Here is a 13,586-nt window from a genome sequence, read left to right as displayed (position 1 = left end):
CGGCTAGAGCCGTTCCCGCATCGTCGTCAGCAGGTCCTTCAGGAGCAGGTTGCTGCGCCGGAGCTCGCGCCGCGAATGCATCATCTCGAGCGCCAGCACCGCCGAGCCGCCGACCACGAGGAAGATGCCGGACAGGGCGAGGCTCTGGAACAGGGACATGGCTCCTGCCTAGGCAAAGCTCCCTACCAGTGTCTTAAGCGAAGGCACCATGACGGGACTTCGATCTGAAGCTATGACCTGACGCAACTGTCGCTAAATTCACTTTGGACCCGAAACGATCTCTCGAGGATTAAGGACTGAAGCCAGTGTCACTGAAATGGCACCGTTGGCTGTGTGGGATTTGGTCTCGGCTCAGGCCGCCGGCATCGGTGGCGGGAGAAGGTGAAGCTGCCTAATGGATCCGACATGGTCTCGATCGAGCAACTGACCCCGAGGCAGCGCGACTGTCTGCGCGGTGTTGCCGATTACAAATCCTACAAGCAGATCGCGCGCGACCTCGGCATCTCCGACAGCATGGTCGAGAAGCACCTGCGCATCGCCCGAGAGAAGCTCGGCGTCGGCAGCACCGCCGAGGCTGCCCGTGTCTTCCTCGCCGCCGAAGGTGAGGCTCCGCCTCAGGTCGGATTAATCAACCTGCACAACCTCGAGCCTAGTCCCGACAAGGTGTTCACTCACGACGAGCTTGCTGGTCACGAGTACACGGAAACCGGGGCCGCCGACCTCGATCCGCCATTGTCGCCACTCCAGACGCTGTCGATGATCGGCCGCGTCGCGCTGGGATCGATCGTCGCCCTGACGTTGCTGATCGCCTGCGCCGAAGGGTTGAAGATGGTGCTGATCTGAAGCGACGGCTCCACAGCGGGAGTCGAAGAGAAATGTTGAATCAGCGTCTGGCAGCTGCCCAGAAAGTCGCCCAGGAACTCATGCCCATGGAAGCCTCGATCGAGGAAGCGCTGATGCGCGGCTCGCGCCTGGCGCTGGCGATCCTCGAGGGTCGTCAGTTGGCCAAGCTGCCGATCACCGCCGGCCAGGAGAGCCTCAAGGCCCTCGCCAGCACGCAGGCGGCGCTGCTCGAAGCGCGTTCGACCATTGCCGAGGCGCATGCCTTGCTCAACGACGAGAAAACCCGGATCGGTCTCGGCGCCCGCTCGATGGGCGACTGGGGCGAATGCCCGCCGGCCAGCGGCAGCGCGGAGACGGCGCCAAGCCCGAAGCCTGCGCTGACCGTGGTCGCGTAAGGGCATTCGAACAGGGGGAGGGGAAGCAGTCTTGTATACGTCAATCGCCTATGCGGGGCTGCTTCTTCTCACCCTCTCCTTTGCCCTCGCCAAGGGCACGCGAAGCGAGCGGACCACTGGGATCGTCCTTCTCTTGGGCAATCTCGCGACGATCGCGGTCATGGTGGTCAACCCGGGCGACTTCGTCTCGGTCTCGACCGCCTATCTCGCGGTCGACGTCCTCGCGACGATCGTCCTGACGATCCTCGCCGTCCGCCGGCCGTCGTGGATGAGCATCCTCGTCGCGGCCTTCCAGTTGAACGGAAGCCTCGGCCACCTGGTCAAGCTGCTGGCGCCCGAGACGATCAGCCTGAGCTATGCCGTGCTCCTCCGGATCTGGGGCTGGCCGATGATCCTCGCCCTTCTCGCCGCCCGCTTCTGGCCGACCCTGTGCGAGGTCATCCGGCAATCGGACCTCCACAGCGTCCCGCGGCCGTTCCGCCCGGCCTTGCTGGCCTCGTCGAGGGTCGTGCCCGCCTCCGGCGACGGCCTCGCCGCCCGCCGCGGCGAGCGCGTCGCCAACGACCGCGATCTTCCCCCATCATCCTCGGCCCCGCCGCCGATCGTGCAAGAAAGTCAGTGATATGGGCCAAGCGTTGACCCGTGCCGAAGCCGAAATCCTCGCCGCCAGCCAGACCAAGGACATCGCCCCGCCGCTCGTGATTGGCGACGCTGCGCCGGCGGCCGAGCGACTCGATGGTAACGAGTTCCGGATGATCGTGGGACAGCTTCAGGGCCTGCTGGCACCGAGGAAGCGACTTAACCCCGGCAACAGGGCCGATCCGCACGCCAGGGCGGAGCGCGAATGGCGCAAGCGCGAGCAGCGCAGCACGCTGTTCGGCGCCGATCTTTTTGCCGATCCGGCCTGGGACCTGCTGCTGATCCTGTTCGCCTTCGCCGACCGCGCGAACTCGCTCAAGGTCCGCCAGCTCCAGGAAATGGCCAAGGTCCCGCTGACGACCGCCATCCGCTGGCTCGCGGTGCTCGACCATCGCGGCCTCGTGTGGCGCGAGACCGATACCAACGACCGACGTGTCACCAATGTGGGGCTGACCCAAAAAGGCACGGAGCGGATGCTGGCCTATTTCGCCGAGTGATGAGCTTCTGCTAGCAAGCCCCTGAAACGGGGTTTGAATTGATGATGACGACGTCTGCCGAAGTCAGCGCCGCTCAGAGCGCTGTGTATCACTTGCGTGCCGCCTTGAAGCTGCTCGACACGACACCCGAGATGGCCGCCGCCGCGGCGCGCCTCGCCTCGCTCGTCGACGAGGTCGAGGAGTGCGTGTCGAACCGGATCCTCGGCACCGGCCCGACCGAGGGCTGAAGTCGCGCCGAGCAGGATTCGACGCAGATCCGTTAATGCGACGGGGGCCGCGAAATGACGCGCGCCCCCTGCACCCTCGGAGCTTTGTAACTCTCAGACCGCGTCGAGCGCGTGGGCGAAGTCGGCGATAAGGTCGTCGGCATTCTCGACCCCGATGCTGATCCGGACGAGATTGTCGGTGATCCCCAGTGCCTGCTTGCGCTCGTCGGGAACGCTGAGATGGGTCATCGCCGCCGGGGCGCTGGCCAGCGTCTCGGTCCCGCCGAGGCTCACCGCAAGGTGCGCGATGGTCAGGTTGTCGAGGAAAGCGAAGGCCTCCTTCTCGCCGCCCTTCAGATAGAGCGAGAAGGTCGAACCCGCGCCAGTGCAGTGACGCTTGTAGATGTCGGCCTGGCGGCTGCCTTCCTCGAGGAAGCCGAGGTAGCCGACGCTCTCGACCTTGGGATGGTCCTTGAGGAACGCGCAGACCTTGGCCGCATTCTCGCCCGCGCGGCTCATCCGGAGTTCCAGCGTCTCGAGGCTCCGGAGCAGCATCCAGGCGGTGTTGGGATCGCAGATGGTCCCGATCGTGTTGCGCATCATCCGGATGGGGTCGAGGAACTTCTTGGCGCCGACCAGCCCGCCCGCGACGAGGTCGCTGTGACCACCGGCATATTTGGTGAGGGAGTAGACGGTGACGTCGGCGCCCTGCGCCAGCGGCTTGGCCCAGAGCGGCCCAAGGAAGGTGTTGTCGATCGCGATCGGCGGCACGTCGCCGCCGGCGAAGGCGGCGTCACGCGCGGCGCGGACCGCCTCGACGTCGACCAGCGCGTTGGTCGGGTTGGCGGGGCTCTCGAGATAGATGAGGCTCAGGCGACCCTTGGCCTTGGCGGCCTCGATGACCTTGGCGATTTCGTCCTGCGTGGCGCCCGCCGGGAAGTCGAGCCAGGTGATCCCGAACTGGCCGAGGATCTTGGCGATCAGCGTCTCGGTCGCGGCGTAGAGCGGACCCGAATGGACGATGACGTCGCCCGGCCGGGCATAGGTGAGGAGCAAGGTGGCGATGGCCGACATGCCGCTCGAGAAGGCAAGCGCTTCCTCGGCTTCTTCCCACAGCTTGAGGCGGGCTTCGAGGATCTCCTGGTTGGGCCCGTTGAAGCGCGAATAGACGAGGCCCTCGGCCCCGCCCGGACGCTTGCCGGTGATGCCCTCGAAGAAGCGCTTGCCGTGGGCGGCGGTCTCGAAGACGAAAGTCGAGGTGAGGAAGATCGGCGGCTTGAGGCTGCCCTCGGATAGGGTCGGGTCGAAGCCGTAACCCATCATCAGGCTTTCGGGGCTGAGCTGATGGTTGCCGATCGCGGTCGGGCTCTTCTTGGGGCGGCGCGAAGCGGGGACACCGCTCATCTGGGCTTCGTTTTCCATGGCCGCCCCCTAGCGTAAGCGGGGCGGCAAAGGCCAGCGCAATGGCGCTCAGGCCTGGCGGCGGCGTCCGGCCAGCAGCCCTGCGGCAAAGCCGAGCGCGACCCCCGCGACCCCGCCGGCGGCAAGCGCGCTTCGCTTCCAGAAGCGCTCCTCGGCGCTTGCCGGCGGAGCGACCGGCGCGGCGCGCGGCGGCTTCATCCGGCCGCCTTCCTCGACAGGGATGCTGTGGATCGTCCGGCTGATCGCCTTGATCCGTTCGCGCTTGGCGGCGGCCGAGTCGGCTTGGGTGTCGCTCATCTGTGCCACGCTAGGTGGCGCAGATTGCAGCCCGGTTAAAGCGCCTTCCTCAGAACGGCAGGGCGAAGCGCACCGCCGCGCCCGCGTCCGGCGCCGCCGCGGCGACGTGACCCGGCTGCCGGCGGACGAACAGGTTGCCGCCGATCCATCCGGTCCGAAGCAACCGCCGCTGGTAGCCGAGCTCGGCGTCGAGTTCGCGGCCCTTGGGCACGAGGCTCGAGCGGACGATGCTGTAGCCGGGGGTCATGGTCGCATAGTCGAACGAGGTCGGCAGGCTCATCGCGAAGCCGCCCCCGTCGATCCGCAGCGGCTGGGTGAAGCGCAGGCCGAAGCGGTCGCCTTCGCTCAGGAGGTTCGAGCGAGCGAGATCGAGGCCATAAGCGCCGGTGGTGAAGCTGCCGCCCGCGAAATGGGTCCAGCCGCGCCGCGCGGTGACGCCCGCCGTCCAGTCGTTGCCGAGCTCGCGCCGAGCCTCGACGTCGAGGAAGGTGGTCGCCGCCCCGCCGCCGCCAAGTAGGTCGGTCATGCGCCCGCCGAGCAGGCTCTGCTTCTCGTCGAGCCGGCCGATCCCCGCCGACAGCCAGGTCTTGCCGAAGTTGCGGTCGACCGAGATGTTGGTCCAGCGATAGGGCGACCCGAAGGCACTGGTGCGCCGCTCGCTGTACACTTCGCCGGTCTCGCCCGACATCGTGACGGCAACGGGCCCGAGATTGTGGCGGACCGCGAGCGCGGCGCCGCGCCGGGCGTCGAAGCCCGGATTGCCGGCGACGTCGCGGGCGATGAGGAAGGCGCCCGTATCGACCCCCGAGAGGCGCCGCTCCATCGCCTTGGCGCCCTCGGCGAAGCCGAGCGCGATGGCGGTGTTCTTGTCGACCCTCGCGACCGCCGAGCCCGCGACGAGCCGCGCCTTGCGCAGGTCCTCGGGGCCGATCCCCGTCCGCTCCACGAGATAGCCGACGCCCGTGCGCCGCTCGGCGACGGTCATGGCGATGTCGAGCCCGCCGGCACGCGCGCCGCCGACCCGGGCGCTGTTGTCGAGCGCGCGGTGGAGCGGCTCGGAGCGCGGCGCCGAGCGGATGGTCTTGGCAAGGTCGATCGCGAATGCGCGCGAATAGCCGTCGAGGACGATCGCGCCCATCGATTTGCCGCCCCCGCCGCCGCTGTCACCCGAGGACGGCGGCGCGTCTGACCCGCCCTCGACGATCGGGGTGCCGGTCCCGGCGACGCTGAGCGTGCCCACGGGCTGCATCGCCCGGGTGATGTTGAGGCGCCCGCGCCCGAAGACTGCGTCGGTCCCGGCGTCGCCGAGGTCGTCGGCGGTCCGGAACAGGAGGTCGATGATCTGCGAGCCGGTGAGATTGGGGAAGGCGGTGGCCATCAGCGCGACCGCGCCGCTGATGGTCGGCGCCGAGAAGCTCGTCCCCGACCAGCGCGTCGGCGTGCCGTCCTTGTTGATCGTGAGGACGCCCGACCCGAGAGCGGTCAGGTAATAAGGCGCGGAGGTCCCGGCCTTGTTGCTGAACGCGCTGAGCTGGTCGGTGGCGCCGGTGACGCCGCCGCCCTGATAGGTGCCGATCGAGCCGGCGATGATGATCTTGCCCGGGAAGGTTGCGGCCGAGACCGCGCCGAACGGGTCGGCGTTCACGCCTTCCGGCTTGTCGCCATTGTTGCCCGCCGAGATGACCAGGACCACGCCGCTGTTCACGGCCCGGCCCATGGCCGCGAGCAGCGTGCTTCCGGGCGCCTCGCCGCCGAGCGACATGTTGATGACCTTGGCGCCGGCCTGCAGCGCCGCGTCGATTCCGCGCGCGATGTTGCTGTCGGAGAAGGAGCAGCCGTCGGTGGCCGGGCAGCTGTCGGGCGTATCGGCCCGCAGGGCGAGCACGGTGGCGTCGAAGGCGAGGCCGAGCGAATTGTCGTTGTTGCGCGCCGCGGCGGCGACTCCGGCGACCGCCGTGCCGTGCCCGCTTTCGTCGGCGAGCGCGCGGCCGGCGGTGGTGACGTCGCGGCTGGCGGGGTCGATCCGGCCGGCGAATTCGCCGAGCGCCGGATTGATGCCGCTGTCGATGATCCCGATCTTGATCCCGCGGCCCGTCGCGCCCGCATTGTAGGCGGCGATCGCCCCCGCGACCGTGGCCGCGTTCGAGCGCTGATATTCGGCCGTGTTGTAATTGGTCGCCGTGGGCGTCGGGGTCGGCGTGGGAGTAGGCGTCGGAGTGGGGGTAGGCGTCGGCGTAGGCGTGGGGGTCGGAGTGGGCGTCGGAGTTGGAGACGGTGCCGGAGTCGAATTGACGCCGCCGCCCCCGCCACCGCCGCATGCCGACAGGGTCAGCATGACCGCACAGGCCGCCGAGGCCATCAACGCCTTCTTCATCTGCTCACCCTTCCGCAACCCGCTAAGAATCAATGACTTTCCTATAGCGAAATATGCTTAATATTTCCTTTCCCTTTGTTGAAGGATGGAACCGATCTAATCGGCGCGATTATGAGCCCCTTCGCCATCGCCCCGCATCACCGCGTCCGATTCGGACAGGTGAATGCCTGGATCTTCGACCTCGACAATTGCCTTTATCCGGCTTCGACCGGGCTGTTCGCGCTGATCGACGAGCGCATGGGCGCCTACATCCAGCGGCTGCTCGGCGTGGAGGCGGACGAGGCCAAGCGGATCCAGAAGCATCATTTCCACACTCATGGCACCACGCTCGCCGGGCTGACGAAGGAGCATGGGGTCGATCCCCACGACTTCCTCGAGGACGTCCATGCCATCGCGCTCGACCGGGTCGACGCCAATCCGCGCCTCGCCGAGGGCATCGGCCGCCTGCCGGGGCGAAAATTCGTCTTCACCAATGGCGACGCGCCTTATGCCCGCCGGGTCCTCGAGAAGATCGGCCTCGCCGACGCCTTCGAGCATCTCCACGACATCCACGCCGCCGAACTCAGGCCCAAGCCCGAGCGGCACGGCTACGAACTGCTGTGCAGCCGGATGGGCATCGACCCCGCCCGCGCCTGCATGGTCGAGGACATGGCGCAGAACCTCCGCCCGGCCAAGGCGCTCGGAATGACCACGGTGTGGGTGGACAATGGCTCCGAGCGCGGCAATCACGACGCCGACCCCGGCCACATCGACCTTCGGATCACCGACGTCGCGGAGTGGCTGCACGATTTGGCTGGAGACGAAGCTTGAACGCGAACAACGAACTCGAACCGATCATCGACGCGTTGTGGGAGAAGCGGGACAGCCTCGGCCCCGACGCGCCGAAGGAGGTCCGCCAGCCGGTCGACTGGGCGCTCGCCATGCTCGACGCGGGCACGGTGCGGGTCGCCGAGCCGCATGCGGATGGCTGGAAGGTCAACCAATGGCTCAAGAAGGCGGTGCTGCTGAGCTTCCGCCTCAACGCCATGGACACCATCCCCGGCGGCCCCGGCGGCGCGCCCTGGTGGGATAAGGTGCCGAGCAAGTTCGAGGGCTGGGATGCGGCGAAGTTCGGTGAGGCGGGCTTCCGCGCGGTGCCGGGCGCGATCGTCCGGCGCGGCGCCTATATCGCGCCGGGCGCGGTGCTGATGCCGAGCTTCGTCAACCTCGGCGCCTATGTCGGCGAAGGAACGATGATCGACACCTGGGCGACTGTCGGCAGCTGCGCCCAGATCGGCAAGAACGTCCACATTTCGGGCGGGACGGGCATCGGCGGCGTGCTCGAGCCGCTCCAGGCCGGGCCGGTCATCATCGAGGACGATTGCTTCATCGGCGCCCGCAGCGAGGTCGCCGAGGGCGTGGTGGTCGAGAAGGGCGCGGTCATCTCGATGGGCGTGTTCCTCGGCGCCTCGACCAAGATCGTCGACCGCGCGACCGGCGAGGTCATGTACGGCCGCGTGCCCTCTTATTCGGTGGTGGTGCCGGGCACCCTGCCGAGCGCCAACGGTGGCCCGCACCTCGCCTGCGCGGTGATCGTCAAGCGCGTCGACGAGCGCACCCGCTCCAAGACCGGCATCAACGAACTGCTGCGCGACTAAGCGGCACCGAACAGGTCATGATGCGTTCGGCCCGGGAACTTACCCCCGAGGTCGAACCCATGAAATCCGCCGTTCCTGTCGTCGCCCTGCTCCTGCTTGCCGCCTGCCAGCGGACTCCGCAGGAGCAGCAGATCCACGACATCAAGGCGCAGGCCGACGAGCGCGCCGATGCGGTTGAGCAGGCGGCCGACGGCCGCGCCGACCCGATGGACGCGCAGGCCAAGGCGCTGCGCGAGCAAGCCAAGCAGGTCGGCGGCTATGACGGAAAGAGGCTCGAGGTGCAGGCCGACGCCCTCGAGAAGGAAGCCGACCTGACCCGCGCGCAGGGCAATGACCGGGGCGACGCGATCCGCGCCGAGGCGGATGCCAAGGCCAAGGCGCTCGAGAGCCGCTAGGCCTCGAGCTCGCGTAAGGACCGTCCCCGGGTCTCGCGCCCGGCCCAGCCGAGCATGGCGGCGGAGATCGCGGTCGGAATGATCAAGGCGACTGCCGCGCCGACCAAAGTCGGGATGAACCCCGCCAGCGCCGCGACCTGCACCGCCACCCCGCCGAACTTGCTGCTCCCAGCGACCAGCCCCGTCGCCCGGCCGCGATTGCCGAGCGGGTAGTTCTCCGCCGTGTAGGGGAGCAGCACCGCGATCGTCCCGTTGGTCCCGAGAATCAGCAGCGCGATGATCGCGATGAGCAGCGGTTGCCACTGGAGGAGCGCCGCCGGAAGCAGCGCACCGACCAGTCCGACCAGGGTCAGCACGATGGTCGCGACCAGCGTCCACTTGCTGCTCAATTTGGCATAGCACCAGGCACACACGAAGATCGTCGGCAGCGCGAGCAGCGAGGAGCGCGCGAGGATGCCGCTCGCCAGCTCGGCGCTATAGCCCCGCGCCTGAAGGTCGGAGGGCAACCACAGCAGCAGCCCGAAATTGACGAAGCTCCAGCTCAGCGCGGCGATGACGAGGGCGAGGGTCAGCTTGCCGTGCTGCGCGGCGGCTTCGGCGGCATCGGCCGGAGGTGCGGCGCGCGGCGCCGGCTTCAGCCCGAAGCGCCGTTCCATCCGCGCTAGCTCCTCGGTCCGGCCCTGCTCGGCGAGGAAGCGCGGGGTTTCGGGGATGAACCGGGCGAGCGCGAGGAGGGCAAGTCCGCTCGGGAAGCCTTGCAGCCACAGGGCGCGCCAGCCGAACACGGGCTCGAGCACGTGCGCCGCCCCGCTTGCCGCGAGATAGCCGCCGACGAGTCCCGTTCCGCCGACCAGCACCAGCACCCAGCTTCGGTGCCGCGGGGGCATGACCTCGGCCAGGAGCGCGTAGACGACCGGCAGCATCCCGCCCGCCGACGCGCCCATCAGGAAGCACATGACGAGGTTCCAGCCGAACGCCGGCATCGCGCCGCAAATGGCGGTCGAGGCGAACAGGATCGAGGACAGGAGGATCGACACGCGCCGGCCGTAGATGTCGGCCAGCCAGCCCCACAGGAAGGAACCGACCGTGGTCCCCGTCAGCGCGACCAGCGGCAGCAGCGCTGCGGTGCTCTTCTCGAGACCATATTCGGTGCGAAGCCCCGGCAGGACGAAGCCCAGGGTCGCGGGCTTCATCACGTCGATGACGAGGCCGATGGTGAGGACGAACAGAGTCAGGCCATGCCAGCGATTGAGCGGCGTCGAATCGGGGGCTTCATAATCGGTGCCGGCGTGGCTGCCGTGCGGCGCGCGCTGCTTCGGAAGGGCGCCCCAGCAGGCAAGCGGCACGCCCACGCCGATCAGCACCATGCCGAGCAGCATCTGCCAGTCCATCGGCATGCCCGACAGGTGGTTCCCCATCCGGTGCGCCATGACGAGCATCGGAAGGTGGAGGAGCACCCCCGCGCTGATCGCCGCGCAGCCCAGCCAGAACCAGCCCGCGCGCTCGCCGACGATCGATGTCGAGCCCCCCATCCCGGCTATTTCGCCAGCGCGAGGATCTTCGCGGCCTCGGCCCCGGTCCAATCGAGGTCGCCCGAATAGCGCCAGATCTCCTTGCCGTCCGAGCCATAGAGGATCGTGGTCGGCAGGATCTGCACGCCGAGCGCGCTCGACACCGCCATTTCCTTGTCCTGATAGGTTTCGAGGCCGATCTTCCGCTCGTCGAGGAAGGCGGCGACGGTCGGCTGCGGCTGCATGTCCTGGCTGAGCGCGATCACCTGCGGCACGCCGCCCTTGGCGGCGAGCTTGTCGAGCGTCGGCAACTCCTTGATGCACGGTGCGCACCACGTCGCCCACAGGTTGACGAGCAGCGGCTTGCCGCCAGCGATCGCCGACAGGCTGGTCTGCTCGCCGTCGCCGTCGAGGATCGCGACGTCGGGCATCGCCTTGCCGGCCTGGCTCCTGTCGAGGCCCGGCCCGCCGGAGCTAGCCGCCGCGACCCCCTCATTGGCTTGGCTTTGGCCGGGGCTTTGCTTATCGCAGCCGCCGGTCAGCAATGCCGCGACGCACGCGGCGGCGAGAAAGAGAACACGCATGACGACGCGCTACCCGCCAAGGCGCCCGCCGCACAAGCTTGGGCTTTGGGCGAGCATGCTCGCGCTCTCGCTAGGGATCGCCGCCTGCGGGCAGGTGGGTGAGCTCAAGCCCGCGCCCGGAAGCCGGCTCCCGGTCAAGCCCAAGATGGCGGTGACCACCCCGACCCCGACCGAGCTCCTCACCCCGCCGGCAATCGCCCGGCCGGTCCGCGTGGACGAGATCCTGACCCGGTCCGAACCGCGCAAGCCCGACCGCTTCGATCTTCCCCCGCCGAGCGGCGCGCCAGCCGCGCCGGAACCAGAAGTCGATTTGGGCGCTCCCACGACCAACACGCAAAGCAATGCCCAGGAGCCCCGATGAGTTCTGACTTCATGCCCGTCCGCAAGGCCGTTTTCCCGGTGGCGGGCCTCGGCACGCGGCTCCTTCCCGCAACCAAGACCATGCCCAAGGAGATGCTGACGGTCATCGACCGACCGCTCATCCAATATGCGGTCGACGAGGCGCGCGAGGCGGGGATCGAGCAGCTGATCTTCGTGACCGGCCGCGGCAAGTCGAGCCTGGTCGACTATTTCGACATTTCGTTCGAGCTCGAAAGCACGATGCGCGCCAAGGGCAAGAGCCTCGAGGTGCTGGAACTTAGCCGCGCCGATTACGGCGAACTGATCAGCGTCCGCCAGCAGCAGCCGCTCGGCCTCGGCCATGCGGTCTGGTGCGCGCGCCATGTCGTCGGCAACGAGCCCTTTGCGGTGCTCCTCCCCGACGACCTGATGGCCGGCACGCCGGGTGCGCTCAAGCAGATGGTCGACGCCTATAACAAGGTTGGCGGCAACATCGTCTGCGCCGAGGAAGTCGCGCCCGAAAAGACCGCCAGCTACGGGATCGTCACGCCGGGCCGCACCGACGGCAATCTCACGGAAGTGAAGGGGCTGGTCGAAAAGCCGGCGCCCGACGTCGCCCCGTCGCGGCTCGGGGTCATCGGCCGCTACATCCTCCAGCCCGAGGTGATGGCGGTGCTCGACCAGCAGGAGCCGGGCGCGGGCGGGGAAATCCAGCTCACCGACGCCATGGCCAAGCTGATCGACAGCCAGCCCTTCCACGCGGTCAAGGTCGATGCCGTGCGCCACGACTGCGGCGACCGCGCGGGCTATGTGCTGGCGACGCTGAAGCTGGCGCTCGAACGCGAGGACCTCGCCCCGCTGGTGCGCGAGGCTCTGGCGAACGCCTAGGCGCTGAGGTGCCGGCGCTCGGCTTCGAGCGCGTACATCCGGTGCTTGAGTTCGCCCAGCTCCACCGCCTTCAGCGCGGCGCGGGCGTCGAGCGCGTTCATGTCGGTGCGCAGCGCGGCAATCTGCCGTGCCGCCGCCAGCCGCCGCTCGATCCGCGCGACCAGCAGCTCGAAATGGAAGGGCTTGAGCATCACGTCGTCGGCGCCCGCGGCAAAGGCGCGAACCGCAGGATCGGGTTCGGCCCGGCCCGCGAGCAGCATGATCGGCAGGTGCGCAAAGGCGGCCTGCTCGCGCACCGCGCGCGTCAGTTCGGGACCGCTCATCGGCTCCATGACGAGGTCGGCGAGAAGGAGGTCGATCCGCGAACGGTGGAGTTCGCCGAGCGCCGCCGGCCCATCCGCCGCGGTCGCCAGCGCATAGCCTTCCTCCCCCAGCCGCTTGGCAAGCATGGCAAGATGACCGCGGTTGGGGGTCACCACGAGGAGGCGGGGGCGGGACGATCGGGACGCGGGCGAGAGCATGGTCCCAAAGTGGCGGCGAATGGTTAACAGATCGTTAGGAAAGGCGGCGACTCACGCCAGATCGGCGGTCTGAGCGCCGATCACCGCCACGCGCCTTGCCCCGTCCCAGATCTCGCACGGGCAAGTGTAATCGTTCCGGACCCGGACGACTGCCGTCTCGACATCCGCCGCTTCGATCCAGCTCGACCAGACGATCTTGTCGTCCCGGTCGAGCAGGTACACCCGATACTCCTGCATTGCCGACGCCCCCGGGGCTCGCCGAGATGCGCGAGCCGTTCGTTACGGCTCCTTAGCCACGACAGATAAATGCCGCCTTAACAACAGTTTAGGGCATGCCGGGTTCAGGGATCGAGCTCGACGTCCCAATAGAGATAGTCGCGCCAGCTGTCGTGGAGATAGCCCGGCGGAAACGCCCGGCCATGGTCCTGCAGCTGCCAGCTCGTCGGCCGTTCTGGCCAGCGGCTGATGCTCATCCCGGCCTGCCGCGGAGTGCGCCCGCCCTTGCGGAGATTGCACGGCGCGCAGGCGGTGGCGACATTCTCCCAGGTCGTCCGGCCGCCCTGGGCGCGCGGGATCACATGGTCGAAGGTCAGCTCCTTGTGGCTCCCGCAATAGACGCAGCGGAAGCGGTCGCGGAGGAACAGGTTGAAGCGCGTGAACGCCGGATGCTCGCTCGGCCGCACGAACTGCCGGAGCGCGATCACGCTCGGCAGTTTCAGCGTATGGCTCGGGCTGTGCACCTCGCGCTCGTAATGCGCGATGACGTCCACCCGCTCGAGGAACATTGCCTTCACGGCGGTCTGCCACGGCCACAGGCTCAGCGGATAATAAGACAGCGGGGTGTAATCGGCGTTCAGCACCAGCGCCGGACAGCTGTCGGGATGGCGAATGAGTTCGGGATGATACACGAGCGCGAAGGTCTCCGTTCGGTCCTGCCGAACGCACCTCTCCGGCCTCGTCGCACGCAAGCAGGAGAGACCGTTTTCGGCCGCTTCCCTTGTGCCCATCGGATGCCAAGCCGATGTGACGTCGTGATGA

The 13,586-nt window shown here is 68.1% G+C and carries 19 protein-coding genes; 10 read left to right on the top strand and 9 right to left on the bottom strand.

What is annotated here, in order from left to right:
* Window positions 1-3: 3 nt before the first annotated feature.
* A complete protein-coding gene (locus tag ABD693_RS05750; protein WP_344696064.1) occupies window positions 4-159 on the bottom strand; it encodes a hypothetical protein in 156 nt (51 codons plus the stop codon).
* 246 nt (window positions 160-405) lie between these two features.
* On the opposite strand from ABD693_RS05750, the gene ABD693_RS05745 reads away from it, so the two are divergent.
* The 5 genes from ABD693_RS05745 (at window position 406) to ABD693_RS05725 (ending at window position 2,601) form a co-directional block, all read left to right on the top strand.
* Window positions 406-843, top strand: a complete 438-nt coding sequence (locus ABD693_RS05745; protein ID WP_344696063.1) for a helix-turn-helix domain-containing protein — start codon at window positions 406-408, stop codon at window positions 841-843.
* A gap of 86 nt (window positions 844-929) precedes the next feature.
* On the top strand, window positions 930-1,238 hold the full coding sequence (locus tag ABD693_RS05740; RefSeq protein ID WP_344696062.1) for a hypothetical protein: 309 nt from the start codon (window positions 930-932) through the stop codon (window positions 1,236-1,238).
* Between the two features lie 31 nt (window positions 1,239-1,269).
* Window positions 1,270-1,860, top strand: coding sequence for a hypothetical protein (locus ABD693_RS05735; RefSeq protein WP_344696061.1), 591 nt, complete (start codon window positions 1,270-1,272; stop codon window positions 1,858-1,860).
* A gap of 1 nt (window position 1,861) precedes the next feature.
* Entirely contained in the window at window positions 1,862-2,374 is a 513-nt protein-coding gene (locus tag ABD693_RS05730) for a hypothetical protein (RefSeq protein WP_344696060.1), read from the top strand.
* 41 nt (window positions 2,375-2,415) lie between these two features.
* On the top strand, window positions 2,416-2,601 hold the full coding sequence (locus ABD693_RS05725; protein WP_344696059.1) for a hypothetical protein: 186 nt from the start codon (window positions 2,416-2,418) through the stop codon (window positions 2,599-2,601).
* Between the two features lie 93 nt (window positions 2,602-2,694).
* Here ABD693_RS05725 and ABD693_RS05720 read toward each other — a convergent pair whose 3' ends face one another.
* The 3 genes from ABD693_RS05720 to ABD693_RS05710 are packed head-to-tail and all read right to left on the bottom strand — an operon-like array spanning window position 2,695 to window position 6,673.
* Entirely contained in the window at window positions 2,695-4,002 is a 1,308-nt protein-coding gene (locus tag ABD693_RS05720) for a cystathionine gamma-synthase family protein (protein WP_425567259.1), read from the bottom strand.
* A gap of 48 nt (window positions 4,003-4,050) precedes the next feature.
* A complete protein-coding gene (locus tag ABD693_RS05715; RefSeq protein ID WP_344696058.1) occupies window positions 4,051-4,299 on the bottom strand; it encodes a hypothetical protein in 249 nt (82 codons plus the stop codon).
* A 49-nt stretch (window positions 4,300-4,348) separates the two neighbouring features.
* Entirely contained in the window at window positions 4,349-6,673 is a 2,325-nt protein-coding gene (locus ABD693_RS05710) for a S8 family peptidase (protein WP_344696057.1), read from the bottom strand.
* Window positions 6,674-6,784: 111 nt separating this feature from the next.
* Here ABD693_RS05710 and ABD693_RS05705 point away from each other — a divergent pair, with 111 nt between their 5' ends.
* From ABD693_RS05705 to ABD693_RS05695, 3 genes are read left to right on the top strand one after another with little or no spacing between them, the layout of a single operon-like run.
* Window positions 6,785-7,483, top strand: coding sequence for a pyrimidine 5'-nucleotidase (locus tag ABD693_RS05705; protein WP_344696056.1), 699 nt, complete (start codon window positions 6,785-6,787; stop codon window positions 7,481-7,483).
* Entirely contained in the window at window positions 7,480-8,310 is an 831-nt protein-coding gene (gene dapD / locus ABD693_RS05700) for a 2,3,4,5-tetrahydropyridine-2,6-dicarboxylate N-succinyltransferase (RefSeq protein WP_344696055.1), read from the top strand. Before ABD693_RS05705 ends, dapD begins: the two co-directional genes overlap by 4 nt.
* Window positions 8,311-8,369: 59 nt before the next feature.
* Window positions 8,370-8,705: a hypothetical protein gene (locus ABD693_RS05695; RefSeq protein WP_344696054.1), complete on the top strand. Its 336-nt coding sequence runs from the start codon at window positions 8,370-8,372 to the stop codon at window positions 8,703-8,705.
* On the opposite strand, the gene ABD693_RS05690 is transcribed toward ABD693_RS05695, so the two are convergent.
* Window positions 8,702-10,237, bottom strand: a complete 1,536-nt coding sequence (locus tag ABD693_RS05690) for an MFS transporter (RefSeq protein WP_344696053.1) — start codon at window positions 10,235-10,237, stop codon at window positions 8,702-8,704. The two genes, ABD693_RS05695 and ABD693_RS05690, sit on opposite strands and share 4 nt — an antisense overlap.
* A gap of 5 nt (window positions 10,238-10,242) precedes the next feature.
* Complete coding sequence (locus ABD693_RS05685; RefSeq protein WP_344696052.1) at window positions 10,243-10,800, bottom strand: TlpA family protein disulfide reductase; 558 nt, start codon at window positions 10,798-10,800, stop codon at window positions 10,243-10,245.
* Here ABD693_RS05685 and ABD693_RS05680 point away from each other — a divergent pair.
* Complete coding sequence (locus ABD693_RS05680; RefSeq protein ID WP_344696051.1) at window positions 10,799-11,161, top strand: hypothetical protein; 363 nt, start codon at window positions 10,799-10,801, stop codon at window positions 11,159-11,161. The two genes, ABD693_RS05685 and ABD693_RS05680, sit on opposite strands and share 2 nt — an antisense overlap.
* Window positions 11,158-12,027, top strand: a complete 870-nt coding sequence (gene galU, locus ABD693_RS05675) for a UTP--glucose-1-phosphate uridylyltransferase GalU (protein WP_344696050.1) — start codon at window positions 11,158-11,160, stop codon at window positions 12,025-12,027. Before ABD693_RS05680 ends, galU begins: the two co-directional genes overlap by 4 nt.
* Here galU and ABD693_RS05670 read toward each other — a convergent pair.
* The 3 genes from ABD693_RS05670 to ABD693_RS05660 form a co-directional block, all read right to left on the bottom strand.
* Entirely contained in the window at window positions 12,024-12,506 is a 483-nt protein-coding gene (locus ABD693_RS05670; protein ID WP_344696049.1) for a response regulator, read from the bottom strand. The two genes, galU and ABD693_RS05670, sit on opposite strands and share 4 nt — an antisense overlap.
* A 93-nt stretch (window positions 12,507-12,599) precedes the next feature.
* Window positions 12,600-12,785, bottom strand: coding sequence for a hypothetical protein (locus ABD693_RS05665; protein ID WP_344696048.1), 186 nt, complete (start codon window positions 12,783-12,785; stop codon window positions 12,600-12,602).
* A 104-nt stretch (window positions 12,786-12,889) separates the two neighbouring features.
* The gene (locus ABD693_RS05660) at window positions 12,890-13,456 is read right to left on the bottom strand and encodes an HNH endonuclease (protein ID WP_344696047.1); all 567 of its coding nucleotides are present in this window, start codon (window positions 13,454-13,456) and stop codon (window positions 12,890-12,892) included.
* Between the last annotated feature and the right edge of the window lie 130 nt (window positions 13,457-13,586).

The sequence above is a fragment of the Sphingomonas rosea genome (assembly GCF_039538065.1).
GTDB classification, from domain to species: domain Bacteria; phylum Pseudomonadota; class Alphaproteobacteria; order Sphingomonadales; family Sphingomonadaceae; genus Sphingomicrobium; species Sphingomicrobium rosea.
Note: the sequence above shows the minus strand (reverse complement) of the source record. Positions and strands in the feature narration are given on the sequence as shown.